We start from the raw sequence: 26,237 nt of genomic DNA, 5'->3' as shown, positions 1-26,237 counted from the left end.
GTCCTCGGGAAGGAGAGCGCCCGCGCTCGGCGGCGCGCACCACGCGCCCGAATCACCGGCGATCACCCCCGAGCGACAACCACTGGTCGCGCCTGACGCACATCACGCACAACCTGCCGGGCAGGCTTCACCGGATGCGGCGAAGACCCCCCTGCCCGAGGACCGGCGGCACCGCCGCCGGGCCTGCTCGGTGGGGACCCAGGAAGTCCCGCGGCCCGATTGGCTGTCGGGGTACGGGAATGGACCGAGCGTCGCCGATCGTGGTGCATTCTGGCCGCCCGCACAAGGGGGTTCGTTACTCGCTAGTAACGGCCGGATAACCCCACCACGACACACCGGCCCCGTCCGGCGACGCTCGGTGTCACCGATGGGCAGAACAAAACCGCCGAACTCCGGACAGAACCCGGCAGTTCGGCGGTCTCGACTTACTGGCAGTAACAGCGGCAGCGTTTGCCAAGTTTTGGCAAAGCGCCACCGTATGGGGGACCCGACGTCAACTTCTCGCCTACCGGCGGTACGCCGGAGCGCGCGCCCGGCACGGCTCAGAACAGGGCGCGCGCCAGCGCGCGACGGGCCGCGACCACCCGCGGGTCCTCCGCGCCGACCACCTCGAACAGCTCCAGCAGCCGTACGCGTACGGCGTCCCGGTCGTCGCCGAAGGTGCCCCGCACGGTGTCGATGAGCCGGCTGAAGGCGTCGTCCACGTGCCCGCCGACGAGGTCGAGGTCGGCGGCGGCGATCTGCGCCTGGACGTCGCTCGGCCGCTCGGCGGCCTCCTTGCGCACCCGCTGCGGGTCGAGGTCCTGCACCCGCTGGAGCAACTGGGCCTGGGCGAGGCCGAGTTTGGCCTCCGGGTTGCCCGGGTCCTCGTTGAGCACGTTCTGGTACGCGCGGACCGCGCCGCCGAGATCACCGGCGTCCAGCGCGCGGACGGCGGCCTCCAGGGCGGCGTCGTGCGGGCCGGCCGGGGCGGCGGACGCCTCCTGGACGGCGCCCGGCTCGGCCTCGGGGTCGACGGGCAGGCCGGTCAGGCCGAAGCGCTCCTCGGCGACCTGCACCAACTGGTCCAGGGTTCCCCGGATCTGGGTCTCGCCGGCGGCGCCCTGGAACAGCGGCAGCGCCTGCCCCGCGACCACGGCGAAGACGGCCGGGATGCCCTGGATGCCGAACTGCTGCATCAGCATCTGGTTGGCGTCGACGTCGATCTTGGCCAGCACGAACCGGCCGTTGTACTCGACGGCGAGCCGCTCCAGGACGGGGCTCAACTGCTTGCAGGGCTCGCACCACTCGGCCCAGAAGTCGATGACGACCGGGACCTCGGTGGACCGCTGCAGGACATCGCGCTCGAAGCCCGCCTCGTCGACGTCGATGACGAGATCGGCCGGGGAGACGGCGCCCCCGCCGCCCTGCCGCGCGGCCTGGGCGCGCGCCTGCTCCGCCTTCGCCTTGGCCTCCTGGGCCGCCTTCACCGCGGCGAGGTCGACGACTCCGCTCATGGACATGTTCCGTGGCTGCATACGCCTATCCTCCCCCGTACCGCGTGCGTCTGTGAAAAGCGGTCCGAAACCCGCCCTGATGTGTGCTGTCCGGCGCCGGGTCCCCACCCGCGCCCTTGGTGGTCGTCGCTCGGCGCGGCGGTGTTCCCGCGCTTTCGCTACGACCCGTAGCGTAATGCCCTGCGCATGCGCCGGGACCCCCCTCGCCGGTGATCTCCCTCACGGCCCCGCGGGTACGGCCGGATAGGCTCGGGGGATGCAGAGCCGCACCCCCGCCGGCCGTGCCGGGCGTCCGCGCAGCGCCGCGGCCGACGCCGCGATCCTGGCCGCGACCCGGGCGGCCCTGGTCGAACTGGGCTGGTCCGGACTGACCCTGTCCGACGTGGCCCTGCGGGCGGGGGTCGCCAAGACCACCCTCTACCGCCGCTGGGCCGGCAAGAACGAGCTGGTCGTCGACGCGGTCGCCGAACTCTTCGACGAGCTGGAACTCCCCGACCGCGGCAGTCTCGCCGCGGACGTCGAGGGCGTGGTGGCGCAGTTCGCCGCGATCCTGGCGCGTCCGGAGGCGCGCAGCGGGCTGATGGCGGTGGTGGCGGAGTCCACGCGGGACGACGCCCTGCGCGAGCGCATCCGCGGCTCGATCGTGGCCCGCCAGAAGCGTCTGGTGCTGGCGGGGCGCGCCCGTGCCCGAGCCCGCGGCGAACTGCCCCCGGAGGCGGACGCCGGGGCGGACGCCCGCACGGTCGACCTCATCTTCGACGTCGTCGCCGGGGCGGTGGTCCACCGCACCCTGGTCAGCGCGGAACCGGCGGACCTCCCCTGGGTCCGCTCCCTCACCCACCTCCTCCTCCACGGCCTGACCGGCCCACCCGAGCCGACCCCTGCCGCCCGGCCGCCCGAGCCGGAGCCGACCCCCGCCCCCCGACCGCCCGAGCCGGAGGCGACCCCCGCCCCCCGGCCGACCGAGTCGGGTGGTGGGTGGGCATAGGCCGGGGGTCCAGGGGACGGAGCCCCCTGGGGGGGCCGCCGACAGGGAACCGGCGCCTAGAAGCCGGCCGGCTCCGTGTACACCCCCCACTCCTCCCGCAGCACCCCGCAGATCTCCCCCAGCGTCGCCTCCGCCCGCACCGCCCGAAGCATCGGCTCGATCATGTTCCCGCCGTCCCGCGCGGCCCCCAGCATCGCGTCCAGCGCCGCCCGCACGGCCGCGTCGTCACGCGAGGCCCTGCGCGAGGCGAGCGCCCGCACCTGCTCCCGCTCCACCTCGTGGCTGACCCGCAGGATCTCCAGGTCCCCCGTCACCGACCCGGTGTGGGCGTTGACGCCCACCACCTTCTTCTCGCCCTTCTCCAGCGCCTGCTGGTACCGGAACGCCGACTCCGCGATCTCCCCGGTGAACCAGCCGTCCTCGATCCCGCGCAGAATCCCGGACGTCACCGGCCCGATCGGATGCCGCCCGTCGGGGTGCGCCCGCAGCCCCCGCTCCTTGATCCGCTCGAAGATCTCTTCCGCGTCCGCCTCGATCCGGTCCGTGAGCTGCTCCACGTACCAGGAGCCGCCCAGCGGATCGGCGACGTTGCCGACCCCGGTCTCCTCCATGAGCACCTGCTGGGTGCGCAGCGCGATCTCCGCCGCCTGCTCGCTGGGCAGCGCGAGGGTCTCGTCCAGCGCGTTGGTGTGCAGCGAGTTCGTCCCGCCGAGCACCGCCGCCAGCGCCTCCACCGCCGTACGCACCACGTTGTTGTACGGCTGCTGCGCGGTCAGCGAGACCCCGGCGGTCTGGGTGTGGAAGCGCAGCCACTGGGCCTTCTCGCTGCGGGCCCCGTACACGTCCCGCATCCAGCGCGCCCAGATCCGCCGGGCGGCCCGGAACTTCGCGATCTCCTCGAAGAAGTCGACGTGCGCGTCGAAGAAGAAGGACAGCCCCGGCGCGAACACATCGACGTCGAGGCCGCGGGACAGCCCCAGCTCCACGTACCCGAAGCCGTCCGCGAGGGTGTACGCCAGCTCCTGCGCCGCCGTCGCCCCGGCCTCGCGGATGTGGTAGCCGGAGACGGAGAGCGGCTTGTAGTCGGGGATGCCGGCCGCGCAGTACTCCATGAGGTCGCCGATCAGGCGCAGGTGCGGCTCGGGCTGGAAGAGCCACTCCTTCTGGGCGATGTACTCCTTGAAGATGTCGGTCTGGAGCGTGCCGTTGAGCACGGACGCGTCGACGCCCTGCCGCTCGGCGGCGACCAGGTACATGCAGAAGACGGGCACGGCGGGGCCGCTGATCGTCATCGACGTGGTGACGTCGCCCAGCGGGATGTCCCGGAACAGCACCTCCATGTCGGCGGCCGAGTCGATGGCGACCCCGCAGTGGCCGACCTCGCCGAGCGAGCGGGGGTCGTCGGAGTCGCGGCCCATCAGCGTCGGCATGTCGAAGGCGACCGAGAGCCCGCCCCCGCCGTTGCGCAGGATCATCTTGTAGCGCTCGTTGGTCTGCTCGGCGTTGCCGAACCCGGCGAACTGCCGGATGGTCCACGTCCGCCCCCGGTAGCCGGTCGGATACAGCCCCCGGGTGAAGGGATACTCCCCGGGCCAGCCGATCCGCTCGAACCCCTCGTACCGGTCGCCGGGCCGGGGCCCGTACACCGGCTCCACCGGGTCCCCGGAGAGCGTGGTGAAGTCCGCGTCGCGCTTGCGCGCGGCGTCATACCGGGCCTGCCAGCGGCGGCGGCCCTCCTCTACGGCGTCAGCGTCCATACCCACGAATTTACTAGGACGTCCTAGTATCTGTCGATGCTCGACCGCCGTACGAGTTTCCGTACGGCGGCGGAACTACGCCTTGACGGCCGCCGGCGAGTCCTCGGCGAACCTCGCCTCCAGCTCCGGGGTGATCCTGCGCTCCACGAAGAACGCGGCGGTCGGGATGGTCCCCGCGAGCAGCACCCAGAGCTGCTTCTTCACCGGCCACTTCGCCTTGGCGCCCAGGTCGAAGGCGAACACCAGGTAGATCACGTAGAGCCAGCCGTGCGCGATGCTGACGACACGGGTGAAGTCGTCGGCACCGTCCATCTTCAGCAGGTACTTCGCGATCATGCCGAGGCAGAGCAGGATCAGCAGCACACCGGTGACGTACGCCATGACGCGGTAGCGCGTCAGCACGCTCTTTTTCATGCGTACGAGCGTAACCACCCGTTTCGGGCGATCTTCCGGCGGGCCCGCCCCTGCCCTCAGTCGTCCTCGAAGTCCCCCGCCGCCACCCGCAGCGGCCGGAGCATCGCGAAGATCTCGGCGCACTCCTCGGCGTCGTAGCAGCCCAGACCGAAGTCCATGGCCATGAGGTCGCGGGTGGCGGCCTCGACGACCTCGCGGCCCTCGTCGGTGATGCTGGCCAGGGTGCCGCGTCCGTCGTTGGGGTTGGGGCGCTTGGCCACCAGGCCGGACCTGACCAGCCGGTCGACGGTGTTGGTCACCGAGGTGGGGTGCACCATGAGCCGCTCGCCGATCTTGGACATCGGCAGTTCACCGGATTTCGAGAAGGCGAGCAGCACCAGGGCCTCGTACCGCGCGAAGGTCAGCCCGTAGGGCTTGACCACCGCGTCGACCTCCGCCAGCAGGATCTGCTGGGCGCGCATGATCGAGGTGATGGCCGCCATGGAGGGGACGTTTCCCCAGCGCCGTTTCCAGCTTTCGTCGGCGCGGGCGATGGGGTCGAAGGAAAGACTGAGGGGCTTCGGCACGGCATCAGACCTTACCGGCCGCTCATATGCCGAACAGCCCCGTCTCGCCCATCGGGCGGCCGTCGGCCGCTTCCGCGGCGGGCCGTGCGGCGCGCAGCGCGCCCCTTGTGTCACGATACGTAATGGATCATCACAACATGTCACCTCTGCCCCAGGGAGCAGCAATGTCCCGGCTGATCCAGACCCTCGCACCGCTCGCCGCCCTCGGCCTCGCGGCGGGCTGCTCGTCCGCGCCCGACGTGGACGAGGCGTCCGTCGCCGCTCCCGTCTCGACGCGGCCTGCCGACTCCCCGTTCTGGGTCGACCCGGACAGCCCCGCCGCCCGGCAGAGCCGGCAGTGGCGCAAGCAGGGCCGGGCCGAGGACGCGGGGCTGCTCCAGCGGATCGCCGGGCAGCCCGCCGCGCTCTGGCCGGCCGGTGAGATCGACCCGGCGCCGCTGGTGGGCCGGGCGGCACGGGCGGCGATGGCGGCGGGCCGGACGGCGCTGTTCACCGCGTACAACATCCCGCACCGGGACTGCGGCCAGCACTCGGCCGGCGGAGCCGCCGACGCGGCGGCCTACCGGCAGTGGATCGGCCGGTTCGCCGACGCCCTCGGGGACGCCGAGGCCCTGGTGGTGCTGGAGCCCGACGCGGTCGCGCACATCGTGGACGGCTGCACCCCCGGCGAGCTGCACGCCGAGCGGGAGCAACTGCTCGGCGAGGCGATCGCCCGGCTCAAGCGGCAGCCGAACACCGCGGTGTACCTGGACGCCGGCAACCCGTCCTGGATCACCGATCCGGGCAAGCTGGTCGAGCCGCTGAAGCGGGCCGGGATCGACCGGGCCGACGGCTTCGCCCTCAACGTGTCCAACTTCCAGACCACCGAGGACTCCACCCGGTACGGCAAGCTGCTCTCCGCGGGCCTCGGCGGCAAGCACTTCGTCATCGACACCAGCCGCAACGGCAACGGTCCGCTGCCCGGCGTCTGGTGCAACCCGCCCGGCCGGGCGCTGGGCACCCGCCCCACCACCGGCACCGGCGACCCGGCCGTCGACGCCTATCTGTGGGTCAAGCGGCCGGGCGAGTCGGACGGCACCTGCGCGGGCGGCCCGGACGCGGGCCGGTGGTGGCCGCAGTACGCCCTGGAGCTGGCCCGCAACTCCAGGGCGTAGGGGCGCTCACGGCACCTGGACCCAGCGGGCCCTGGACGGGGTGCCCTCGGCGTCGGTGACGAACAGCATGTACCAGCCGGGCGGCACCAGGGCCCGGTCCCGCGGTACGTCGAAGGTGACCGCGTCCCCCTTCTTGGTGACGCCGAGTTCGATGGAGCGCTGCTCGACGTCGGTGGTGTGGGTGACCGCGCTGGGCCGCATCAGCCGGGCCTCGGCCACCCGTTCGGGGTGGGCGGTGCGGAAGGTGACGCGGTGGTCGGCGCCGAGGCGCCGCGGCCCGTCCTTCAGGACCGGGCGGCCGGCCGCGTTGCGGTGCAGGGCGGGCGGGGTGAAGACCTCCATGCGCTGCTCGAAGTGGCCGAGCTTGGTGTTGCGCTGGTCGTCGAAGAGCGGGTCGGAGCCGAAGGTGGCGATCCGGCCGTCGGGCAGCAGCAGCGCCTCGGAGTGGTAGTTGCGGCCCACCTTCGGCGCGGCGGCCTCCTCGAAGGTGTTGCTCCTGGGGTCGTAGACCTGCGCCTTGAGGATGTTGCTGGCGCTGCGGCCCCGGTAGTCGTTCGAGCCGTTGGAGGTGAACACGGTGTCGTCCGGCATGATCACGCTGTTCAGGTAGCGCGTGCCCTGGGGAAGGGCGGGGCCCTGCTCGAAGACCGGGTTGTCCTTCTTGAGGTCCACGACGGCCGTGCGCGGGGTCGACTTCTTCGACTCGCCGACGCCGCCGCCGCCGAGCACCATCACCTTCTGGTCCTGCGCCGGGGGCAGCAGCAGCGAGGAGGAGGTCTCCAACTGGTCGGGGTCGGTCAGGCCGGGCACCTTGCGGAAGGTGTTGGTCTCCAGGTCCCACAGCCCGGGGTCGCGGCCCTGGTCGGCGGGGCCGTACCCGGCGTTGGAGCCGGAGTAGAACAGCTTGCCGCCCTTGGTGAGGAACAGGGCCGGGTAGGTGGGGAAGTACCGCTTGGGTCCGGGCGACCACTTCTTGGTCCGGGGGTCGTAGATCTCGTTGTCGCCGGGGTCGATCATGCCGACGTCGTCGAGGCCGGAGGCGGCCAGGACCCGGCCGTCGTCGAGGCCGACCAGGGTCGGGTACCAGCGGGCCTTGTCCATCGGGTCGACCGGCACGTACTTCTCGGCGACCGGGTCGAACTCGTAGGCGGCGCGGATGCCCTGGAAGTCCTGCTTCTCCAGGGTGATCTTCTCCGACAGCCCGTAGGTGTTCGCGGCCTCCTCGCCCTTCAGGCCGACGATCTCGTACTGGGCCTGGGTGTCGGTGACCGACAGCGGGCCCTTCTCGGCGGCCTCCACGAAGACCCGGGCCTCGCTGGCGGTGACCTTGGTCTTCCAGGGCTGGACGACTCCGCGGGCGTCCCGGGTGACCTCGAAGGAGCGCTTGGCCTTCGGCAGGGTGACGTCGAACTTCGAGACGTACTCGACGCCGGCCGGGGAGCGGAACCGGGTGCCCTTGGGCAGGCGGACGGTCTTGTCCGGGTTCTCGTTCTTCACCCGCATCCCGCCGCCGGCCCGGTCCACCTCGCCGTCGAGCAGCTCGTAGCGGGCGGTGCCGCCGGCCACCAGCAGCCTGCCGTCGGGGAGCTGGGCGTGTCCGGAGCAGAAGAAGTCCTCCGGGGTGGGGATCTTCTTGAAGGTGTTCTTCTCCGGGTCCCACAGCACGGTGTCGAAGGAGCCCGCGTCGAACTTCTTCTGCTCGTTGCCGGAGCCCGCCACGATCAGCACCTTGCCGGTGTGCAGCAGGGCCGCGTGGATGGCGTTGGTGCGGTACTCCTCGGGGATGCCGACCTGGCTCCAGGAGCCGTACTTCGCCTTGTAGGCGGGCCGGGAGATCTTGTAGGCGTGGTACTTCTCGCCCGCGAAGTCCAGGGCGGCCGGGGCGTTGAGGCCGGCCAGGATCGCGATGCCGCCGATGCCCAGGACGGTCTTCTTGGTTCTCTGCGAGGGGTGGTAGGCCATGGCCTAGTTGCCTCCTGTCATGGTGCCGGAGACGGACGAGGTGGCGCCGGTCGCGGCGAACGCCGGGGCGGGGGACGCGGGGGCGGACGCGGGCTGCGGGGCGTCCGGGGCGGACTGCGGCCGGGGGGCGCGGCGGTCCCGCCGGCGGCCGGCGGCCCAGACGCCGACCGGGGCGAGCGAGATCGCGGTGGCGAGGACGGCCCAGGTCCGCATGGCCGCGTGGGTGTGGTCCAAGGCGGCCGAGGCGGTCAGGGAGGCGACCAGCAGCGCGGCCCAGGACAGGTGGATGCGGAAGGTGAGCAGGCGGTCGGGGCTGGCGTCGCCGCCCTTGGGGGTGACGACGAAGCGGCTGGGGCGGCGCAGCAGCGCCTCGGTGAAGGACTTCAGGTAGATCGGGGCGGACAGCGCCGACATCGCCATGCCGGCCAGGCCGCCGGAGCCCTGGGGCTCGTGCGGGGAGACGTTGTGCCGGCGGTTCCAGAGGTAGAGGCCGATCTGGAGGGCGGCGGCGTCGCTGTAGAGCATCAGCCAGACCGAGGCGGCGACCTCGGTGCCGGAGGCGCCGAACCAGAGGAAGAGGACGCAGCTCAGGATGCCGAGGAACCAGTTGACGGCCGTCATCGGGTAGTAGACGAGCATCAGGGTGTAGGAGAGCAGCCGCCCCGCGGGCATCCGGAAGGGGGCTTTCCAGTACTGCTTGAGGATCGTCTCGTAGGTGCCCCGGGACCAGCGCATCTGCTGGGTGAAGAAGTCGGTCCAGGAGGCCGGGCCCTCGCCGACGGCGAGGACGTCGGGGGTGTAGACGGACTCCCAGTGGCGGCCCGTGGCCGGGTTGCGGTGGCGGTGGATCTCGAAGCCGGTGGCCATGTCCTCGGTGATGGAGTCGTACAGGCCGCCGATCTGTTTGACGGCGGAGATCCGCACGACGTTGTTGGTGCCGACGAACATGGCGGCGCGGTAGCGGTTGCCGGCCCGCTGGATCAGGGCGTGGAAGAGGAACTGCTGGGACTCGGCGGCCTTGGTGACCGGGTTGTGGTAGTTGCCGTACACCTGGGGGCCGACGACGAAGGCGACGTCCGGGTCGCGGAGGTAACCGAGCATCCGCTCCAGGAAGTTGGGCTGCGGCACGTGGTCGGTGTCGACGGAGGCGAAGAAGTCGTAGGCGTCGCCGTGCATGGCGATCCAGGCGTTGTAGTTGCCGTGCTTGGTGCGGGCCTTGTGGACGCCGCTGTCCTGGTTCCACTCGGGCACGCCGTGGCGGGTGAAGTGCTTGACGCCGAGTTCGGCGCAGAGCGCCCTGGCCCGTTCGTCGTCGCCCTCGTCGAGGAGCCAGACGTCGAGGGTGCCGTCGTGGGTGAGGCGGGTGGCGCCCTCCAGGGTGGCGCGGACCATGGCGAGGGGTTCCTTGCCCGGGACGTACGTGGTGAGGAAGGCGACGCGGGTGCCGGGTTCGGGGGCGACGGGGACGGGGTCGCGGGCCACCATCGTGGCGTGCGCCACGGAGGCGACGTTGACGACCATGAACAGCTCGATCAGGCCGATCGACACGAGCATGGCCACGTCGAGGCCGGTCAGCCAGCGGTCGGCGCCCTCGCGGCGCACCCAGTGGCTGGGCCAGACCAGGTAGACGAGCAGGGCGCCGGTGAGCAGCGGCGCGAGGCCCATCAGGAGGACGGCCCTTATTCGCCGGGGCTCACGCGCGAGCAGCGAGGCGTACTGCACCCGGTAGGCGGTGCCGGACACCTGCGTGAGCGGTCCCGCCAGTCGGCTGTGGGTGTCGTAGTCGTAGCCCTCCGGCCGCACAGCGCCCTCCAAGGAATGGGGAGTGATCTACCCATACGAAAGTGGACATTTGCGGGCGTGTCGAACTGGGGGCGTCCAGCCGGGTGGGCGCTCGCCGCCGCCCGGCGCCGGGTACGGCGACGCCCCCGGCCGGCCGGGGCGCGGGGGCGTGCGGAAAGCCGTGGGGGGTCAGCCGGCCAGGTGCCGCTCCACCGTCTCGACCTTGGAGGTCAGCGCGTCGTTCACCCCGGGGCGGATGTCGGCCTTGAGGACGAGGGAGACGCGGGGCGCCCGCGCCTCGACCGCCGCCACCGCGCGCCGGACGACGTCCATGACCTCGTCCCACTCGCCCTCGACGGCGGTGAACATGGCGTCGGTGCGGTTCGGCAGCCCGGACTCGCGCACCACCCGCACGGCGTCGGCGACGTACTCCCCCACGTCCTCGCCGACGCCCAGCGGCGTCACGGAGAAGGCGACGATCACGCGCCCACCACCCCCTCGCGGCGGGCGCGGGAGGCGATCACCGCGTCCTCGGCCTCGCGGCGCAGCCTGCGCTCGGCGAAGAAGCCGCCGGTCGGCAGGACCGACAGCACGAAGTACAGGGCGGCGGTGCCCAGCGGCCACTTGGCGCGGTTCCAGGCGTCCGCCCAGAAGAGCACGTAGAGCACGAACAGCACGCCGTGGACCGCGCCCATCACCGGCACGGCGTTGAAGTCCGTGGTCCGCTTCAGCACCGAGCAGACCAGCAGGAGCAGGAAGGAGATCGCCTCGGGGCCGGAGACCAGGCGGAGGCGGCGGAGGGCTGTGGCGGTCTTGAGGTCCACGGGTGGGTCACCTTCGGTGGGGTAGACGTCGACGATCATTTGTGAACGTACGCACAAGCGTCCCGCCATTGTGGCAAACCGGCGGCGGGCGGGGCCGAGGGGGTGCGGACTCGGCTACCGTCCAGGGCGTGGCGATGTTCCGACTCCAGGGCAGCAGGGTGCTCGCCGTCGACATGACCGGGGACGCCGTCAAGGCGAAGAACGGCTCGATGGTCGCGTACGACGGGCAGATGGCCTTCAAGAAGCTGAGCGGCGGGGGTGAGGGGCTGCGCGGGATGGTGACGCGGCGCCTGACCGGGGAGCAGATGACGGTGATGGAGGTGAAGGGGCACGGGACCTGCTGGTTCGCCGACCGGGCGGCCGAGATCAACCTGGTGGCGCTCCGGGGCGACAAGCTGTACGTCGAGTCGAGCAACTTCCTCGCGGCCGACGCGGGGCTGCGCACGGGGACGGAGTTCACCGGGCTGCGCGGCGCCTCGCAGGGCAACGGGCTGTTCACCACGACCGTCGAGGGGCACGGCCAGGCGGCGATTCTGTCGGACGGGCCGGCGGTGGTGCTGCGGGTCAGCGCCCAGTACCCGCTGACCGTCGACCCGGGGGCGTACGTCGCCCACCAGGGGAACCTGCGGCAGTCCTTCCAGTCGGGTGTGACGTTCCGCACGCTGATGGGCGAGGGCGGCGGGGAGGCGTTCCAGATCCGGTTCGAGGGGGACGGCCTGGTGTACGTGCAGCCGAGCGAGCGGAACACGATCGCGGGGGACGTCTGATGACCTTCCGGGAGATCAACTCCAAGATGGTGGAGGCGACCGTCGGGCCCGGTCAGCGGGTGTTCAGCCAGCGCGGGGCGATGCTCGCCTACCGGGGCGAGGTGTCCTTCACCCCGAATCTCCGCGGCGGTCAGGGCGGTGTCATGTCGATGATCGGGCGCCGGGTGGCCAACGAGGACACCCCGCTGATGACCGTCGAGGGCAGCGGGACGGTCCTGTTCGGGCACGGCGGCCACCACGTCCAGGTGATCCGGCTGGCCGGCGACACGCTGTACGTCGAGGCCGACCGGCTGCTCGCCTTCGAGGGCACCCTGGAGCAGGGCACGGTCTTCCTCGGTGCCCAGGGCGGGGTGATGGGCATGGTGCGCGGGCAGGTCAGCGGCCAGGGGCTGTTCACGACCTCGCTCAAGGGGCACGGGGCGGTCGCCGTCATGGCGCACGGCGGCGTGATCGAGATCCCGATCGGCCCGCAGCGCCCGGTCCACGTCGACCCGCAGGCGTACGTCGCCCATCACGGTGACGTACGCAACCGGGTGTCGACGGCGCTGGGCTGGCGGGACATGGTGGGGCGCGGCTCGGGCGAGGCGTTCCAACTGGAGCTGAGCGGCAGCGGGGCGGTCTACGTCCAGGCCTCGGAGGAGAAGCTGTGAGCACGGTCTGGGACCCGGCGACCCTGCCGGCCGACGACAACGTCGACGCGTACACCTTCTGCGTGGAGCTGACGGGGAGCCAGTGGTTCCTGCAGAAGGGGAAGATGATCGCCTACTACGGGACGGTCGGGTTCAACGGGATCGGGCACGGCGGGCTGGACCGGCTGGTGCGCACGTCGTTCCATTCGCCTCTGCACGCGAGCGACTGGGTGGTGGCCGAGGGGACGGGCAAGATGCTCCTCGCCGACCGGGCCTTCGACGTGAACTCGTACGACCTCGAAGAGGGCAATCTGACCATTCGCTCCGGCAACCTGCTTGCTTTTCAGCCAAGTCTCGCCCTCAAGCAGTCGATCGTGCCGGGTTTCCTGACGCTCATCGGAACCGGAAAGTTCGTGGCCGCCTCCAACGGCCCGGTGGTCTTCATGGAACCCCCGCTGCGGGTGGACCCGCAGGCCCTGGTCGGCTGGGCCGACTGCCCCTCGCCGTGCCACCACTACGACCACGGGTACATGACCGGTCTGCTGGGCGGTCTACGTGCGCTGACGGGCCTCGGCGGGGCCTCCGGGGAGGAGCACCAGTTCGAGTTCGTGGGGGCGGGGACGGTGCTGCTCCAGTCCAGCGAGGCGCTGATGCCGGAGCAGGCGACGGGGGCGGCTCCGCAGCAGCCGGGGGTGCCCGGCGGCGGGGCGCACGGCCCCCAGGGGCCGGGGTCCGGGGCACCGCGCCTTCCCGGACAGCTCGGAGACCTCCAGCGCCGCTTCGGGCTGTGAGCGGTAATCTGCGGAGTGTGACATCGAACGCGTGCGCACCGTCACAGAACACCTCTCACTAGTTCGCTTTTCAACTTCTTAGGTAGACTTCATTCATGGAGACCGAGACGGCCACTCGCTGGCTGACCGATGCGGAGCAGTGTGCTTGGCGCACCCACCTGGAGGTCAACAAGCTGTTGACGTACCAACTGGAGAAGGACCTGCAGCCGTTCGGCCTGACGATGAACGACTACGAGATCCTGGTGAACCTCTCCGAGTCGGAGGACGAGCGGATGCGGATGAGCGACCTCGCCACCGCCACCCTCCAGTCCAAGAGCCGCCTCTCGCACCAGATCACCCGCATGGAGAACGCGAACCTCGTGCGGCGCGAGAACTGCGAGTCCGACCGCAGGGGCCTGTACGCGGTGCTCACCGAGCACGGCAGGGAGACCATGCGGAAGGTCGCGCCGCACCACGTGGCGTCGGTGCGCAGGCACTTCATCGACCTGCTGCCCCAGGAGACCCTGACGGAGCTGGACAAGGCCCTGCGTCCCATCGCCGACCACCTGCGGGGCCAGCGCGGACGCCCCTGACGGGGAACTTTCGATCCCTAGGCGGCCGGCAGGCGGAGTTCGAACAGGGCGCCGCCCGCCGGTGCGTCGCGGACCGTGAGCGTGCCCTCGTGGTGGACGGCGACGTCCCGGGCGATGGCCAGGCCCAGCCCGGCGCCGCCGTCGTCGCGGCTGCGCGCCGCGTCCAGCCGGACGAACCGCTCGAAGATCCGCTCCCGGTCGGCCCCGGGCACCCCGTCCCCGTCGTCGGCGACCCCGACCACGGCGACGCCGCCCTCCCGCCGCACCGACACCTCCACCGCCGACCGGGCGTGCCGCTGGGCGTTGTCCAGCAGGTTGGCCAGCACCCGCACCAGTTGCCCGCGCGAACCCGCGACGGTCACCCCGTCCTCCGCGCGCACCGTCACCCCGGCGCGGCCCGCGGCCTCCTCCCGGGCCAGCGCCGCGAGGTCGACCCGCGCGTCGGCCGGCCGCTCCCCCGCGTCCAGCTTGGCGAGCAGCAGCAGGTCGGCGGCGAGCCGCTGCAGCCGTACGGTGTCCTCCACCGCGCCCTCGACGTCCAGCAGCCCGGGGTGCGCGGCGCCCACTTCGAGCTGGGTGCGCAGGGAGGCGATGGGGCTGCGCAGTTCGTGGGAGGCGTCGGCGACGAACCGCCGCTGGCGTTCCACGGAGGTCTGCAGGGCGGCCAGCGTCTCGTTGGTGGTCAGGGCGAGCCGGGCCACCTCGTCGTGGGTGCCGGGCACCGGGACGCGCCGGGCGAGGTCCTCGGAGCGGGTGATGGCGGCCATCTCCCGCCGGATGCCCTCCACCGGGCGCAGCGCGCGCCGGGTGACCAGCCAGGTCACCGCCCCGACGACCACCAGCAGCACCGGGAAGCCGATCAGCATCACGGTCAGCGCGGTGCGTACGGCGCCGTGCTCGGCGGAGAGCGGGGCGCCCGCGTACACGGTGAGCGTGCCGCGGTCGTCGGTCTCCACGGCCACGGCGGCGAACCGGTAGTCCTCGGTCTCCCCGTCGACCGTCGCCGACCCGTCGCTGAGCGTGGCCCGCGCCCCGATCTCGCCCTCCCCCGCGTCGTCCTCGTCGTCCGCGTCGTCCCGGCCGTCCCCCGGCCGCGGCTCGACCGCGTCGACCCCGGTGCCGCTGATGCGCTCCAGGTCCTCGCCGGCCGCGACCAGCCGCCCGTCCTCGTCGACGACCTGCACCGGCCGGTCGTCCACGTCCAGCGACAGCTCGTCGTACGGCGTGCCGGCGGCCAACTGGGCCGCGACCTCCCGCGCGGACCGCTCGGCCTGCGTCCCGGCCTCGCCGAGCAGATTCGACCGCAGCGACAGCAGTACGGCGGTCCCCGCGGCGACCAGGGCCACGGCGACCACCAGCGTCGCGGCGAGCGTGGCCCGTGCCCGCACCGATCCGAACAGCCGGCTCACGGCCGCGCCTCCAGCCGGTACCCGGCGCCGCGCACGGTCCGGATCAGCTCCGCCCGCAGCTTGCGGCGCAGCGCGCTGACGTACACCTCGACGATGTTGGGGTCGCCGTCGTAGGCGAAGTCCCAGACGTGTTCGAGGATCTCGCTCTTGGACACCACCTCCCCCGCCCGCACCACGAGCTGTTCGAGGACCGCGAACTCCTTGGCGGTGAGCGTCACCTCGTCCTCGCCGAGGAAGACGCGCCGCGCGGCGGTGTCGACCCTCAGGTCCCCGAGCATCCGCACCGGCGAGGCCCCGGCGCCCGTCCCGCGCCGTCGCAGCAGCGCCTTCACCCGGGCCACCAGCACGACGTACGAGAACGGCTTGGTGAGGTAGTCGTCCGCGCCCGTGTCCAGCCCCTCCGCCTCGTCGTACTCGCCGTCCTTCGCGGTGAGCATCAGGATCGGCACGTCGTGGCCGGCGGCGCGCAGGGCGGCGCAGACCCGGTAGCCGTTGAGGCCGGGCAGCATGATGTCGAGGACGACCAGGTCGTACCCGCCCTCCCCGGCCCGGTGCAGGCCCTCCCGGCCGTCGTGGACGACGTCCACGGCGTAGCCCTCGGCGGTCAGGCCCTTGGCGAGCGACAGGGCCAGCCGCTTCTCGTCCTCCACGATCAACAGGCGCATGCCGTCCAGGGTGGCAAACCCGACCTGAAGATCCCTTCAGGCGGCTTCAGCCCGCGTTCAGCGTCGGTCGGCGACGGTGGTGGACGTCGAGCACCGACCGACTCGGGAGGAACCTCATGAAGCGCAACATCGTCGTCGCCGCCGTCACCGCCGCCGCGCTGATCGGCGGCGGCACGGCGACCGCCCTCGCGGTGACGGGGGACGACGACCGGGACGAGCCCCGGATCGCCGCCGCGGACGCGACCGCCTCGGACGCCCTGGCCGCCGCGCTGCGGCACACCCCGGGCACGGCCGTCTCCGCCGGCCTGGAGGACGCGGACGACGACGAGGGCGGCAAGGCCGCCTGGGAGGTCGACGTCCTCGTCGGCGACGGCACCTGGCACAGCGTCCGCGTCGACCCGGCCACCGGCGAGGTCCTCGGCTCCCGCGCCGACACCGAGGACGACGACGACACCGCCGAGGTACGCGCGGCCCTGAAGGGTACGTCCGTGACGGCGGCGGAGGCGGTACGCGCGGCGTCCGCCAAGGGCACGGTGACCTCCGTGGACCTGGACGACGACGGCCGCTCGGCGACCTGGGAGGCCGAGACCCGCTCCGGCGGCGGGGCGGAACGGGACTGGAGGGTCGACCCGGACACGGGCAAGGTCACGGCGGACCGCGCGGACGACGACTCGGACGACGACTGACGGCAGGACCCGCCGGGTGCTCGTGTGCGCCGGGTGCGGGTGGTCCGTGGCTGCCCGCACCCGACGACCGGCGGTCGTCACTCCTCCGACGCCCGCGCCCGGCTGCGCGGCCGGGCGGGGGCGTCGCCGTCCGCCCCGCGGTCCGGCGTGGGGCCCCCGCCCCTGACCCGCCCCGGCACCAGCGCCGCCGCCACCGCGACCGCGCCGGACACCGCGAAGCACACCGTCAGCGGCAGGCGCTCCACCAGCAGCCCCGTCGCCGCGGCACCGGCGGACATCCCGGCGTTCACCGCCGTGTTGACCCAGGCCCCGGCCCGCACCCGGAACCCCGGCTCGGCGGCCTCGTCGGCGATCAGGTACGTCGTCGTCAGCGCCGGCGCCACGAACAGGCCCGCGCACACCAGGGCCGCCACCAGCGTGCCGGGGCCGGGCGCGAACCCGGCGGCGGCCACGGCGAGCCCGAACCCGCCCGCGAGGAACGGCAGCCGGACGCGGGCAGGTGCGCTCCAGGTGACGGCGCCGTTGAGCAGTCCGCCGGCCGCGCTGCCCGCCGACAGCGCCGCGAGCACCCAGGCGACGGCGGAGTCCCCCAGGTGCCGGTGCCCGGCGAAGGCCACGACGAGCAGTTCGACGCCGCTGAGGGTGAGGCCGACGGCCGCCGCGACGAGGACCGGCTGGCGCAGCGCGCGGCCCGTTCCCCGGCGCGGCGACGCGGGGGCGCCCGGCTTCCCGGCCCGCCCCGCCGGGCGCAGCGCGTCCGTCGCCGGCGACAGCACGAAGGCGAGGGTGCCGGCCGCGACCAGCGCGGCGCTCAGCAGGACCCCGGCGGCCGGCGCGGCGACGCCGACGACCACGCCGACCAGGAGGGGGCCGGTGACGAAGAGGAGTTCCTCGGCGACGCCGTCCAGGCTGTAGGCGCGCTGCAGCAGCCCGCGGTCGGGCAGCAGGGCGGCCCACACCGCGCGCATCGTGGGGCCCAGCGGCGGGGTGCAGGCCCCGGCGAGGGCCGCGGTCGCGGCGAGGACGGCGGCGGGGGTGCCGGGGGCGCTGCCGGCCGCGGCCAGGACACAGAGCAGTACGGCGTACAGCAGCGCCATGGGCAGCAGCGCGCGGCGCGGGCCGTGCCGGTCGACCAGGGCGGCGCGGCAGGGCGACAGGAGGACACCGGTCGCGCCGAACAGCGCCATGACCGTGCCGGCCACGGTGTACGACCCGGTGGCCCGGGTCACGGTGAGCATCAGGGCCAGGGCGACCGTCCCGTAGGACAGCCGGGCCGGCAGGGCGGCCAGGAAGGCGCCGCGGGCATGGGGGACGCGCAGTACGGCGGCGTACGAGGGCCGCGCGGAGGGTGCGGACACGCTGGAGGTTCCTCAACTGAAGGCAACGAGGGGACGCCGAGCGCCGCGACGGCCGGTCCACACCGGCGGTCGCGGTCCAGGGCGGGCCCTAGGCCAAGAGGAGGAACACGCGGGCCAAGCTAGCAGCACGAAACCGGGACCCGCACGCGATTTCGAGCGCGCCCGCAGGGGCGCGGGGAACCGCGCGACCAGCACCCGTCCGTCCGCACCCGGCGGCGCAGCGGGGCTCCTCGGGTCATCCTCGGGTCAGTCCCGTCACCAGTTCGTCCGCCGCCCGGTACGGGTCCAGCTCGCCGGCGATGATCCGCTCCGCCAGCGCGCCGAGCCGCTGATCGCCGTGCAGGTCGCCGATGCGCTCCCGCAGCGTGGTGACCGCGATCGTCTCGACCTCGCGGGCGGCGCGGGCGAGTCGGCGTTCGGTCAGGACCCCGTGCTCCTCCATCCACGCCCGGTGCTTCTCCAGCGCCTCGACGACCTCGTCGACGCCCTCGGCGCGGGCGGCGACCGTCTTGACGATGGGGGGCCGCCAGTCGCCGGGGGCGCGGGACTCGCCGAGGCCGAGCATGTGGTTCAGCTCGCGGGCCGTCGCGTCCGCGCCGTCGCGGTCGGCCTTGTTGACGACGTACACATCGCCGATCTCCAGGATTCCGGCCTTCGCGGCCTGGATGCCGTCGCCCATGCCCGGGGCCAGCAGGACGACGGAGGTGTCGGCCTGGGAGGCGATCTCCACCTCCGACTGCCCGACGCCGACCGTCTCGACGAGGATCACGTCGCAGCCCGCCGCGTCCAGGACGCGGATGGCCTGCGGCGCGGCCCAGGCGAGACCGCCGAGGTGGCCGCGGGTCGCCATGGAGCGGATGTAGACGCCGGGGTCGGAGGCGTGCTCCGACATCCGGACCCGGTCGCCGAGCAGCGCGCCGCCGGAGAACGGGGAGGACGGGTCGACGGCGAGGACGCCGACCCGCCGGCCCTGCTTGCGGTACGCCGTCACCAGTGCCGAGGTGGACGTCGACTTGCCGACGCCCGGGGAGCCGGTGAGGCCGACGACGTACGCCCCGCCGGTCAGCGGGGCCAGCGCCGCCATGACCTCGCGAAGCTGCGGGGACGCCCCCTCGACCAGCGAGATCAGCCGGGCCACGGCCCGCGGCCTGCCTTCCCTGGCCTGGGCCACCAGCGAGGAGACGTCCTGCATCACAGCTCCGTTCACTCAGAGGAAGGAAGTCGGGTCAGGCCTTCGGTACCCGCAGGATCAGCGCGTCGCCCTGACCGCCGCCACCGCACAGCGCCGCCGCGCCGACGCCGCCGCCGCGCCGCTTCAGCTCCAGCGCCAGGTGCAGCACCAGGCGGGCACCGGACATGCCGATGGGGTGGCCGAGGGCGATCGCACCTCCGTTCACGTTCACCTTTTCGGAGGAGATCCCGAGGTCCTTCATCGACTGCACGGCGACCGCCGCGAACGCCTCGTTGATCTCGATCAGGTCAAGATCCGAGACCTCCAGGCCCTCCTTCTTCAGCGCGTGCCGGATCGCGTTCGACGGCTGCGACTGCAAAGAGTTGTCCGGCCCGGCCACGTTGCCGTGCGCGCCGATCTCGGCGATCCAGTCCAGGCCCAGTTCCCGCGCCTTGGCCTTGCTCATGACCACGACGGCCGCCGCGCCGTCGGAGATCTGCGAGGACGACCCGGCCGTGATCGTGCCGTCCCTGGAGAAGGCGGGGCGCAGCTTGCCGAGGGACTCGGCGGTGGTGTCCGGGCGGATTCCCTCGTCCTTGCTGAACAGCACCGGGTCGCCCTTGCGCTGCGGGATCTCCACCGGCGTGATCTCCGCCTCGAAGAGGCCGTTCTTCTGCGCGGCGGCGGCCCGCTGGTGGGAGAGCGCGGCCACCGCGTCCTGCTCCTCGCGGCCGAGGCCCAGCTTGGTGTTGTGCTTCTCGGTGGACTCGCCCATGGCGATGCCCTCGAAGGCGTCGGTCAGCCCGTCGTGGGCCATCGCGTCGAGCATCTGGACCGCGCCGTACTTGAAGCCGTCGCGGGACTTCGGCAGCAGGTGCGGGGCGTTGGTCATGGACTCCTGGCCGCCGGCGACGATCACGTCGAACTCGCCGGCCCGGATCAACTGGTCGGCCAGCGCGATCGCGTCCAGCCCGGACAGGCACACCTTGTTGACGGTGAGCGCCGGGACGTTCATCGGGATGCCGGCCTTGACGGCGGCCTGACGTGCCGGGATCTGCCCCGCCCCGGCCTGGAGCACCTGCCCCATGATCACGTACTGCACCTGGTCGCCGCCGATCCCCGCACGGTCGAGGGCGGCCTTGATCGCGAAGCCGCCGAGGTCGGCCCCGGAGAAGGACTTCAGCGAGCCCAGCAGCCGTCCCATCGGGGTGCGCGCACCCGCGACGATGACGGAGGTCGTGCCGTTCGTTCCGGAGGTCCCGGACGTTGCAGAAGACATGAGCTGCGATCCCCTTACCGGCTGCACAGCCGAGGAGTGAACGAGGGTTTACTCGAATGTACTGAGCGGTATCCCGCCCGTCATCGGGCCGTCGGTGTGATCGCGCGCACGTTGCGTAACCACCCCGGGAGCGCTGCACTGAGACCATGCTGACGCGAATCGACCACATCGGAATCGCCTGTCATGATCTCGACGCGACGGTCGAGTTCTACCGGGCCACCTACGGCTTCGAGGTCTTCCACACCGAGGTGAACGAGGAGCAGGGCGTCCGCGAGGCCATGCTCAAGATCAACGATACGTCGGACGGCGGCGCTTCGTACCTCCAGCTCCTCCAGCCGGTCCGGGAGGACTCCACGGTCGCGAAGTGGCTGGCCAAGAACGGCGAGGGCGTGCACCACATCGCCTTCGGCACCGCGGACGTGGACGCGGACGCCGCGGACATCCGCGGCAAGGGCGTCCGCGTGCTCTACGACGAGCCCCGGCGCGGCTCCATGGGCTCGCGCATCACCTTCCTGCACCCCAAGGACTGTCATGGCGTACTGACAGAACTGGTCACTTCGGCGCCCGTTGAGTCACCTGAGCACTGACCCCCGTACATAGGGGCCGGTAGGGTTGGGTGCGGTCGCCGCTCGATCCATGGCGACCGGTTCCGCCGTCGCCGGTGGGGCCGTATGCCGGGGTCCGGGTTTCGGGGGACGAGCGCCGGGGCAGCAGCCCATGCTCCGCCGTTGATCTGACACCATTCCCCGGGGGCCCCGTTCGCGGACGGACGGGGCTCGTTCGGAGAGTGTTGCGACCAGGGGACGGATGGGACCGCGCAGTGCGGGGCTACGAGAGCCAGGAGCGAGAGCCGGCGGCTGACGTCGACCACCTCTCTCGGTTCGAGGCCGAGATGAAGCGGCTGAGGACCGAGCGGGAAAAGGCGATCCAGCACGCCGAGGACCTCGGCTACCAGGTCGAGGTGCTGCGCGCCAAGCTGCACGAGGCGCGGCGCACCATCATGTCCCGGCCCGCCTTCGACGGCGGTGACCTCGGGTACCAGGCCGAGCAGTTGCTGCGCAACGCCCAGATGCAGGCCGAGCAGATCCGCGCCGACGCCGAGCGCGAGCTGAGCCAGGCCCGCGCGCAGACCCAGCGCATCCTCCAGGAGCACGCCGAGCAGGCGGCCCGGCTCCAGGCGGAGCTGCACCAGGAGGCGGTCACCCGGCGCCAGCAGCTCGACCAGGAGCTGGCCGAGCGCCGGCAGACCGTCGAGAGCCACGTCAACGAGAACGTGGCGTGGGCCGAGCAGTTGCGCGCCCGCACCGAGCAGCAGGCCCGCCGGCTGCTGGACGAGTCCCGCGCGGAGGCCGAGCAGTCCCTGGCCGCCGCCCGCGCGGAGGCCGAGCGGCTGACCGCCGAGGCCCGGCAGCGACTGCGGAGCGAGGCCGAGTCGGCGCGCGCCGAGGCCGAGCAACTCCTGCGCCGCGCCCGCGCCGACGCCGAACGGCTGCTCGACGCGGCCGCCACCCAGGCCCAGGAGGCCACCGACCACGCCGAGCGGCTGCGCACCTCCACCGTCACCGAGTCCGAGGAGGCCCGCCGCCGCGCCCAGGAGCTGAGCCGCGCCGCCGAGCAGCGGATGGCCGAGGCCGACGAGGCGCTGCGCAAGGCCCAGTCGGAGGCCGAGAAGCTGGTCGCCGAGGCCCGCGACTCCGCCGCCAAGGCCCTGGCCGGCGCGGAGGCGGCCAACGAGACCCGGACCCGCACGGCCAAGGAGCAGGTCGCCCGGCTGGTCGGCGAGGCCACCAAGGAGGCGGAGGCCACCCGGGCGGAGGCCGAGCAGCTCGTCGCGGACGCCCGCGCCGAGGCCGAGAAGGTCGTCGCCGAGGCCGCCGAGAAGGCCCGGACGATCACCGCCGAGGAGACCGCCACCCAGTTGTCCAAGGCGGCCAGGACCGCCGAGGACGTACTGAACAAGGCGTCCGAGGACGCCAAGCAGACCACCCGCGCCGCCGCCGAGGAGGCCGAGCGTATCCGCCGGGAGGCCGAGTCCGAGGCGGACCGGCTGCGCGCCGAGGCGCACGACATCGCCGAGCAGCTCAAGGGCGCGGCGAAGGACGACACCAAGGAGTACCGGGCCAAGACGGTCGAGCTGCAGGAGGAGGCCCGGAAGCTGCGCGGCGAGGCCGAGCAGTTGCGGGCCGAGGCGGTCGAGGAAGGCGAGAAGATCCGCGCCGAGGCCCGCCGGGAGGCGGTGGCGCAGATCGAGGAGGCGGCCAGGTCCGCCGAGGAACTCCTCGCCAAGGCCAAGGCCGACGCCGACGAACTGCGGGGGACCGCCACCGCCGACAGCGAGAAGGTCCGCACCGAGGCGATCGAGCGGGCCACCGCCCTGCGCCGGCAGGCCGAGGAGACCCTGGAGCGCACCCGCGCGGAGGCCGAGCGGCACCGCGCCGAGGCCGCCGAGCACGCCGAGTCCCTCCAGGCGGACGCCGAGCGCGCCGCCCGGGAGCTGCGCGAGGAGACCGAGCGGGCCGTCGCGGCCCGGCAGGCGGAGGCCGCCGAGGAGCTGACCCGGCTGCGCGCCGACGCCGAGGAGCGCCTCGCCGCCGCCGAGCGGGCGCTGACCGAGGCCCGCGAGGAGGCGGGCCGGCTCCGCCGGGAGGCCGACCAGGAGACCGAGCGGCTGCGCGCCGAGGCCGCCGAGCGCATCCGCACCCTCCAGCAGCAGGCCGAGGCCGAGGCCGAGCGGCTGCGCACCGAGGCCGCCGCCGACGCCTCCGCCTCCCGCGCGGAGGGCGAGAGCGTCGCCGTACGCCTCAGGTCGGAGGCCGCGGCCGAGGCCGAGCGGCTGAAGTCGGAGGCGCAGGACAGCGCGGACCGGATGCGGGCGGAGGCGCAGGCCGCCGCCGAGCGGATCGCCGCCGAGGCGTCCGAGACGCTGGCCGCCGCCCAGGAGGAGGCCGCCCGGCGCCGCCGCGAGGCCGAGGAACTGCTGGGCTCGGCCCGGCAGGAGGCCGGCCAGGAGCGCGAGCGGGCCCGCGCGCAGAGTGAGGAACTGCTCGCCTCCGCGCGCACCCGCGTCGAGGAGGCGCAGGCCGAGGCGGTCCGGCTGGTCGAGGAGGCCGACCGGCGCGCCACCGAGACGGTGGCGGCGGCCGAGCAGCACGCGGCGCAGGTACGGGAGTCCGTCGCCGGGCTGCACGACCAGGCCCAGGAGGAGATCGCCGGGCTGCGCAGCGCCGCCGAGCACGCCGCGGACCGCACCCGGCGCGAGGCCGAGGAGGAGGCGGACCGGGTCCGCGCCGACGCCTACGCCGAGCGGGAGCGGGCCGGCGAGGACGCGTCCCGGCTGCGGCGCGAGGCGCGCGAGGAGACCGAGGCCGCCAAGGCGCTCGCCGAGCGGACGGTGTCCGAGGCGATCACCGAGGCCGACCGGCTCCGCTCGGACGTCGCCGAGCACGCCCAGCGGGTGCGCACCGAGGCGTCCGACACGATCGCCGAGGCCGAGCAGAGCGCGGCGCGCACCCGGGCGGACGCCCGCGAGGACGCCAACCGCATCCGGTCGGACGCGGCGACCCAGGCGGACACCCTGATCAGCGAGGCCCGGTCGGAGGCCGAGAAGCTGACCACCGAGACGGCCGCCGAGACCGACCGCATCCGCACCGAGACGGCCGCGGAGGCCGAGCGGGTGCGCACCGAGGCCGCGGACGAGGCCCGGCGGGTCCGGGCGGAGGCCGCCGAGGCGTCCGAGACGCTGCGCGGCGAGGCGGCGGCCGAGGCGGAGCGGGTCCGGGCGGAGGCGACCGCGCGGGCCGAGGCGCTGCTCTCGGACGCCACCGACGAGGCGGAGCGGCTGCGTGCCGAGGCCGCCGAGACGGTCGGTTCCGCGCAGGCGCACGCCGAGCGGACCCGGACCGAGGCCGAGCGGGTCAAGGCGGAGGCGGCGGCCGAGGCCGAGCGGGTCGCCACGGCCGCCCGTAAGGAGGCCGAGCGCACCCTGGACGAGGCCCGCAAGGACGCCAACAAGCGGCGTTCGGAGGCGGCCGAGCAGGTCGACAAGCTCATCACGGAGACCACCGCCGAGGCCGACAAGCTGCTCACCGAGGCGCAGCAGCAGGCGCTGAAGACCACCGCGGAGGCCGAGTCGCGGGCCGACACCATGGTGGGCGCGGCCCGCGCGGAGGCCGAGCGGATCGTCGCCGAGGCCACCGTCGAGGGCAACTCCCGGGTGGAGAAGGCCCGTACGGACGCCGACGAGCTGCTGGTCGGCGCCCGCCGGGACGCCACCGCGATCCGGGAGCGGGCCGAGGAGCTGCGCGAGCGGCTGACCACCGAGATCGAGGAGCTGCACGAGCGGGCCCGGCGCGAGGCCGCGGAGACGATGAAGTCGGCCGGCGACCGCTGCGACGCGCTGATCAAGGCGGCCGAGGAGCAGCTCGCCAAGGCCGAGGCGAAGGCCAAGGAGATCGTCTCCGAGGCCAACTCCGAGGCGGGCAAGGTGCGTATCGCCGCGGTCAAGAAGGCCGAGGGACTCCTGAAGGAGGCCGAGCAGAAGAAGGCCACCCTGGTGAAGGAGGCCGAGGAGCTGAAGGCCGAGGCGATCCGCGAGGCACGGCGTACGGTGGAGGAGGGCCAGCGCGAGCTGGAGGTCCTCGTCCGGCGGCGTCAGGACATCAACGCCGAGATCTCCCGGGTGCAGGACGTGCTGGAGGCGCTGGAGTCCTTCGAGGCGCCGGCCGCCGGCAAGGACACCGGGATCAAGGCCGGTGCGACGGTGGGTGCTCCCCGATCGGGTGGCAAACCGTCGGACGGGTAGCGTTGGCGGTGAATTCGTAGTCTCCTTGAGACCTTTGACCAACTCTTAGAACAAGGCTTCCGCTGGTTAGCCACTCAAAAGAGGTGTCATTCTCCTGATCAAACACGCATCCGCTCGATGACACACCGCATTGGCCCCTAGGATTCCCCTATCACCTCACCGGTCTCATTCGACAGGAACCCCATGAGCGACACTTCCCCCTACGGCTTCGAGCTTGTGCGGCGTGGGTACGACCGCGCTCAGGTGGACGAACGTATCTCCAAACTCGTCTCCGACCGTGACAGCGCTCTCGCCCGCATCACCGCTCTGGAAAAGCGCATCGAGGAGCTTCACCTCGAAACCCAGAACGCCCAGGCGCAGGTCAGCGACGCGGAGCCGTCGTACGCCGGTCTCGGTGCCCGGGTCGAGAAGATCCTGCGGCTCGCCGAGGAAGAGGCGAAGGAACTGCGCGAGGAGGCCCGTCGCGCCGCCGAGCAGCACCGCGAGCTGGCCGAGTCGGCCGCCCAGCAGGTGCGCAACGACGCGGAGTCGTACGCGTCCGAGCGCAAGGCCAAGGCCGAGGACGAGGGCATCCGGATCGTCGAGAAGGCCAAGAGCGACGCGTCGCAGCTCCGGTCCGAGGCGCAGAAGGACGCGCAGTCCAAGCGCGAGGAGGCCGACGCCCTCTTCGAGGAGACCCGGGCCAAGGCCGCGCAGGCCGCCGCCGACTTCGAGACCAACCTCGCCAAGCGCCGCGAGCAGTCCGAGCGGGACCTGGCCTCCCGTCAGGCCAAGGCCGAGAAGCGGCTCGCCGAGATCGAGCACCGGGCGGAGCAGCTCCGCCTGGAGGCGGAGAAGCTGCGCACCGACGCCGAGCGCCGCGCCCGCCAGACGGTGGAGACCGCGCAGCGCCAGGCCGAGGACATCGTGGCCGACGCCAACGCCAAGGCCGACCGGATTCGTTCGGAGTCCGAGCGCGAGCTGGCCGCCCTCACCAACCGCCGCGACTCCATCAACGCGCAGCTCACCAATGTGCGCGAGATGCTGGCGACCCTCACGGGCGCCGCGGTGGCCGCCGCCGGCACGCCCTCCGAGGACGAGCCGATCTCCCGCGGGGTGCCCGCCCAGCAGTCCCGGTAACGCCCGTCGTACGCCGGTCGAACTTCGGCGGAGCCCTCTGCCACCGG

At 72.9% G+C, this 26,237-nt stretch carries 23 protein-coding genes; 10 read left to right on the top strand and 13 right to left on the bottom strand.

The genetic code is table 11. The features are described from left to right. Positions 1 to 542 precede the first annotated feature (542 nt). A complete protein-coding gene (locus tag ACFY32_RS12195) occupies positions 543 to 1,517 on the bottom strand; it encodes a tetratricopeptide repeat protein (RefSeq protein WP_390674043.1) in 975 nt (324 codons plus the stop codon). A 235-nt stretch (positions 1,518 to 1,752) separates the two neighbouring features. Here ACFY32_RS12195 and ACFY32_RS12190 point away from each other — a divergent pair, with 235 nt between their 5' ends. Next, complete coding sequence (locus tag ACFY32_RS12190; protein WP_390674042.1) at positions 1,753 to 2,484, top strand: TetR/AcrR family transcriptional regulator; 732 nt, start codon at positions 1,753 to 1,755, stop codon at positions 2,482 to 2,484. A gap of 56 nt (positions 2,485 to 2,540) precedes the next feature. Here the strand turns inward: ACFY32_RS12190 and ACFY32_RS12185 are convergent, their stop codons facing one another. From ACFY32_RS12185 to ACFY32_RS12175, 3 genes are all read right to left on the bottom strand, one after another. After that, positions 2,541 to 4,241, bottom strand: coding sequence for a methylmalonyl-CoA mutase family protein (locus tag ACFY32_RS12185; RefSeq protein ID WP_359196400.1), 1,701 nt, complete (start codon positions 4,239 to 4,241; stop codon positions 2,541 to 2,543). Between the two features lie 75 nt (positions 4,242 to 4,316). Beyond that, on the bottom strand, positions 4,317 to 4,655 hold the full coding sequence (locus ACFY32_RS12180) for a DUF3817 domain-containing protein (RefSeq protein ID WP_390674041.1): 339 nt from the start codon (positions 4,653 to 4,655) through the stop codon (positions 4,317 to 4,319). 56 nt (positions 4,656 to 4,711) lie between these two features. Further along, a complete protein-coding gene (locus ACFY32_RS12175) occupies positions 4,712 to 5,221 on the bottom strand; it encodes a MarR family winged helix-turn-helix transcriptional regulator (RefSeq protein ID WP_390674040.1) in 510 nt (169 codons plus the stop codon). A gap of 164 nt (positions 5,222 to 5,385) precedes the next feature. Here ACFY32_RS12175 and ACFY32_RS12170 point away from each other — a divergent pair, with 164 nt between their 5' ends. Then, positions 5,386 to 6,375, top strand: a complete 990-nt coding sequence (locus ACFY32_RS12170; RefSeq protein WP_359196487.1) for a glycoside hydrolase family 6 protein — start codon at positions 5,386 to 5,388, stop codon at positions 6,373 to 6,375. Positions 6,376 to 6,381: 6 nt separating this feature from the next. Here ACFY32_RS12170 and ACFY32_RS12165 read toward each other — a convergent pair whose 3' ends face one another. From ACFY32_RS12165 to ACFY32_RS12150, 4 genes are all read right to left on the bottom strand, one after another. Continuing rightward, complete coding sequence (locus ACFY32_RS12165; RefSeq protein WP_359196391.1) at positions 6,382 to 8,337, bottom strand: kelch motif-containing protein; 1,956 nt, start codon at positions 8,335 to 8,337, stop codon at positions 6,382 to 6,384. Between the two features lie 3 nt (positions 8,338 to 8,340). Then, positions 8,341 to 10,140 carry a glycosyltransferase family 2 protein gene (locus tag ACFY32_RS12160; RefSeq protein ID WP_390674039.1) on the bottom strand — a complete coding sequence of 600 codons (1,800 nt, stop codon included), beginning with the start codon at positions 10,138 to 10,140 and terminating at the stop codon, positions 8,341 to 8,343. A 168-nt stretch (positions 10,141 to 10,308) separates the two neighbouring features. Beyond that, on the bottom strand, positions 10,309 to 10,602 hold the full coding sequence (locus tag ACFY32_RS12155; RefSeq protein ID WP_359196385.1) for an MTH1187 family thiamine-binding protein: 294 nt from the start codon (positions 10,600 to 10,602) through the stop codon (positions 10,309 to 10,311). After that, positions 10,599 to 10,943, bottom strand: coding sequence for a DUF3817 domain-containing protein (locus tag ACFY32_RS12150; RefSeq protein WP_359196382.1), 345 nt, complete (start codon positions 10,941 to 10,943; stop codon positions 10,599 to 10,601). The genes ACFY32_RS12155 and ACFY32_RS12150 overlap by 4 nt, the downstream gene beginning before the upstream one ends. 134 nt (positions 10,944 to 11,077) lie before the next feature. Here ACFY32_RS12150 and ACFY32_RS12145 point away from each other — a divergent pair, with 134 nt between their 5' ends. From ACFY32_RS12145 to ACFY32_RS12130, 4 genes are all read left to right on the top strand, one after another. Further along, positions 11,078 to 11,710: an AIM24 family protein gene (locus ACFY32_RS12145; RefSeq protein ID WP_359196484.1), complete on the top strand. Its 633-nt coding sequence runs from the start codon at positions 11,078 to 11,080 to the stop codon at positions 11,708 to 11,710. After that, complete coding sequence (locus ACFY32_RS12140; RefSeq protein WP_359196379.1) at positions 11,710 to 12,360, top strand: AIM24 family protein; 651 nt, start codon at positions 11,710 to 11,712, stop codon at positions 12,358 to 12,360. Before ACFY32_RS12145 ends, ACFY32_RS12140 begins: the two co-directional genes overlap by 1 nt. Next, complete coding sequence (locus ACFY32_RS12135) at positions 12,357 to 13,130, top strand: AIM24 family protein (protein WP_359196376.1); 774 nt, start codon at positions 12,357 to 12,359, stop codon at positions 13,128 to 13,130. The genes ACFY32_RS12140 and ACFY32_RS12135 overlap by 4 nt, the downstream gene beginning before the upstream one ends. Before the next feature lie 95 nt (positions 13,131 to 13,225). Continuing rightward, positions 13,226 to 13,702 (top strand): MarR family winged helix-turn-helix transcriptional regulator, encoded by a 477-nt coding sequence (locus ACFY32_RS12130; protein ID WP_390674038.1) that lies wholly within the window; start codon positions 13,226 to 13,228, stop codon positions 13,700 to 13,702. Between the two features lie 17 nt (positions 13,703 to 13,719). Here the strand turns inward: ACFY32_RS12130 and ACFY32_RS12125 are convergent, their stop codons facing one another. After that, a complete protein-coding gene (locus ACFY32_RS12125) occupies positions 13,720 to 15,111 on the bottom strand; it encodes an ATP-binding protein (protein ID WP_390674037.1) in 1,392 nt (463 codons plus the stop codon). Next, on the bottom strand, positions 15,108 to 15,776 hold the full coding sequence (locus ACFY32_RS12120; RefSeq protein WP_390674036.1) for a response regulator transcription factor: 669 nt from the start codon (positions 15,774 to 15,776) through the stop codon (positions 15,108 to 15,110). The genes ACFY32_RS12125 and ACFY32_RS12120 overlap by 4 nt, the downstream gene beginning before the upstream one ends. A gap of 116 nt (positions 15,777 to 15,892) precedes the next feature. Here ACFY32_RS12120 and ACFY32_RS12115 point away from each other — a divergent pair, with 116 nt between their 5' ends. Then, positions 15,893 to 16,462 carry a PepSY domain-containing protein gene (locus ACFY32_RS12115; RefSeq protein ID WP_390674035.1) on the top strand — a complete coding sequence of 190 codons (570 nt, stop codon included), beginning with the start codon at positions 15,893 to 15,895 and terminating at the stop codon, positions 16,460 to 16,462. Positions 16,463 to 16,539: 77 nt separating this feature from the next. Here ACFY32_RS12115 and ACFY32_RS12110 read toward each other — a convergent pair whose 3' ends face one another. The 3 genes from ACFY32_RS12110 to ACFY32_RS12100 form a co-directional block, all read right to left on the bottom strand. Continuing rightward, positions 16,540 to 17,820 carry an MFS transporter gene (locus ACFY32_RS12110; protein ID WP_390674034.1) on the bottom strand — a complete coding sequence of 427 codons (1,281 nt, stop codon included), beginning with the start codon at positions 17,818 to 17,820 and terminating at the stop codon, positions 16,540 to 16,542. 235 nt (positions 17,821 to 18,055) lie between these two features. After that, entirely contained in the window at positions 18,056 to 19,012 is a 957-nt protein-coding gene (gene meaB / locus ACFY32_RS12105) for a methylmalonyl Co-A mutase-associated GTPase MeaB (protein WP_390674059.1), read from the bottom strand. 34 nt (positions 19,013 to 19,046) lie between these two features. Next, on the bottom strand, positions 19,047 to 20,270 hold the full coding sequence (locus ACFY32_RS12100; protein ID WP_390674033.1) for an acetyl-CoA C-acetyltransferase: 1,224 nt from the start codon (positions 20,268 to 20,270) through the stop codon (positions 19,047 to 19,049). A gap of 146 nt (positions 20,271 to 20,416) precedes the next feature. On the opposite strand from ACFY32_RS12100, the gene mce reads away from it, so the two are divergent. The 3 genes from mce to ACFY32_RS12085 all read left to right on the top strand — a co-directional run bounded on the left by mce (position 20,417) and on the right by ACFY32_RS12085 (position 26,190). Further along, positions 20,417 to 20,857 carry a methylmalonyl-CoA epimerase gene (gene mce, locus ACFY32_RS12095; protein WP_359196352.1) on the top strand — a complete coding sequence of 147 codons (441 nt, stop codon included), beginning with the start codon at positions 20,417 to 20,419 and terminating at the stop codon, positions 20,855 to 20,857. Positions 20,858 to 21,090: 233 nt separating this feature from the next. Further along, positions 21,091 to 25,071 carry a polarized growth protein Scy gene (gene scy, locus ACFY32_RS12090; RefSeq protein ID WP_390674032.1) on the top strand — a complete coding sequence of 1,327 codons (3,981 nt, stop codon included), beginning with the start codon at positions 21,091 to 21,093 and terminating at the stop codon, positions 25,069 to 25,071. Between the two features lie 183 nt (positions 25,072 to 25,254). Continuing rightward, positions 25,255 to 26,190: a cellulose-binding protein gene (locus ACFY32_RS12085; RefSeq protein WP_359196346.1), complete on the top strand. Its 936-nt coding sequence runs from the start codon at positions 25,255 to 25,257 to the stop codon at positions 26,188 to 26,190. Positions 26,191 to 26,237: the final 47 nt, after the last annotated feature.

Source organism: Streptomyces sp. NPDC000134 (assembly GCF_042899225.1).
GTDB lineage: Bacteria > Actinomycetota > Actinomycetes > Streptomycetales > Streptomycetaceae > Streptomyces.
Note: the sequence above shows the minus strand (reverse complement) of the source record. Positions and strands in the feature narration are given on the sequence as shown.

Coding starts and splice junctions, on each gene's coding strand:
- ACFY32_RS12195 (WP_390674043.1), bottom strand. CDS start 1,517: ATGCAGCCACGGAACATGTCCATGAGCGGAGTCGTCGACCTCGCCGCG.
- ACFY32_RS12190 (WP_390674042.1), top strand. CDS start 1,753: ATGCAGAGCCGCACCCCCGCCGGCCGTGCCGGGCGTCCGCGCAGCGCC.
- ACFY32_RS12185 (WP_359196400.1), bottom strand. CDS start 4,241: ATGGACGCTGACGCCGTAGAGGAGGGCCGCCGCCGCTGGCAGGCCCGG.
- ACFY32_RS12180 (WP_390674041.1), bottom strand. CDS start 4,655: ATGAAAAAGAGCGTGCTGACGCGCTACCGCGTCATGGCGTACGTCACC.
- ACFY32_RS12170 (WP_359196487.1), top strand. CDS start 5,386: ATGTCCCGGCTGATCCAGACCCTCGCACCGCTCGCCGCCCTCGGCCTC.
- ACFY32_RS12165 (WP_359196391.1), bottom strand. CDS start 8,337: ATGGCCTACCACCCCTCGCAGAGAACCAAGAAGACCGTCCTGGGCATC.
- ACFY32_RS12145 (WP_359196484.1), top strand. CDS start 11,078: ATGTTCCGACTCCAGGGCAGCAGGGTGCTCGCCGTCGACATGACCGGG.
- ACFY32_RS12140 (WP_359196379.1), top strand. CDS start 11,710: ATGACCTTCCGGGAGATCAACTCCAAGATGGTGGAGGCGACCGTCGGG.
- ACFY32_RS12130 (WP_390674038.1), top strand. CDS start 13,226: ATGGAGACCGAGACGGCCACTCGCTGGCTGACCGATGCGGAGCAGTGT.
- ACFY32_RS12120 (WP_390674036.1), bottom strand. CDS start 15,776: ATGCGCCTGTTGATCGTGGAGGACGAGAAGCGGCTGGCCCTGTCGCTC.
- ACFY32_RS12115 (WP_390674035.1), top strand. CDS start 15,893: ATGAAGCGCAACATCGTCGTCGCCGCCGTCACCGCCGCCGCGCTGATC.
- meaB (WP_390674059.1), bottom strand. CDS start 19,012: ATGCAGGACGTCTCCTCGCTGGTGGCCCAGGCCAGGGAAGGCAGGCCG.
- ACFY32_RS12100 (WP_390674033.1), bottom strand. CDS start 20,270: ATGTCTTCTGCAACGTCCGGGACCTCCGGAACGAACGGCACGACCTCC.
- mce (WP_359196352.1), top strand. CDS start 20,417: ATGCTGACGCGAATCGACCACATCGGAATCGCCTGTCATGATCTCGAC.
- ACFY32_RS12085 (WP_359196346.1), top strand. CDS start 25,255: ATGAGCGACACTTCCCCCTACGGCTTCGAGCTTGTGCGGCGTGGGTAC.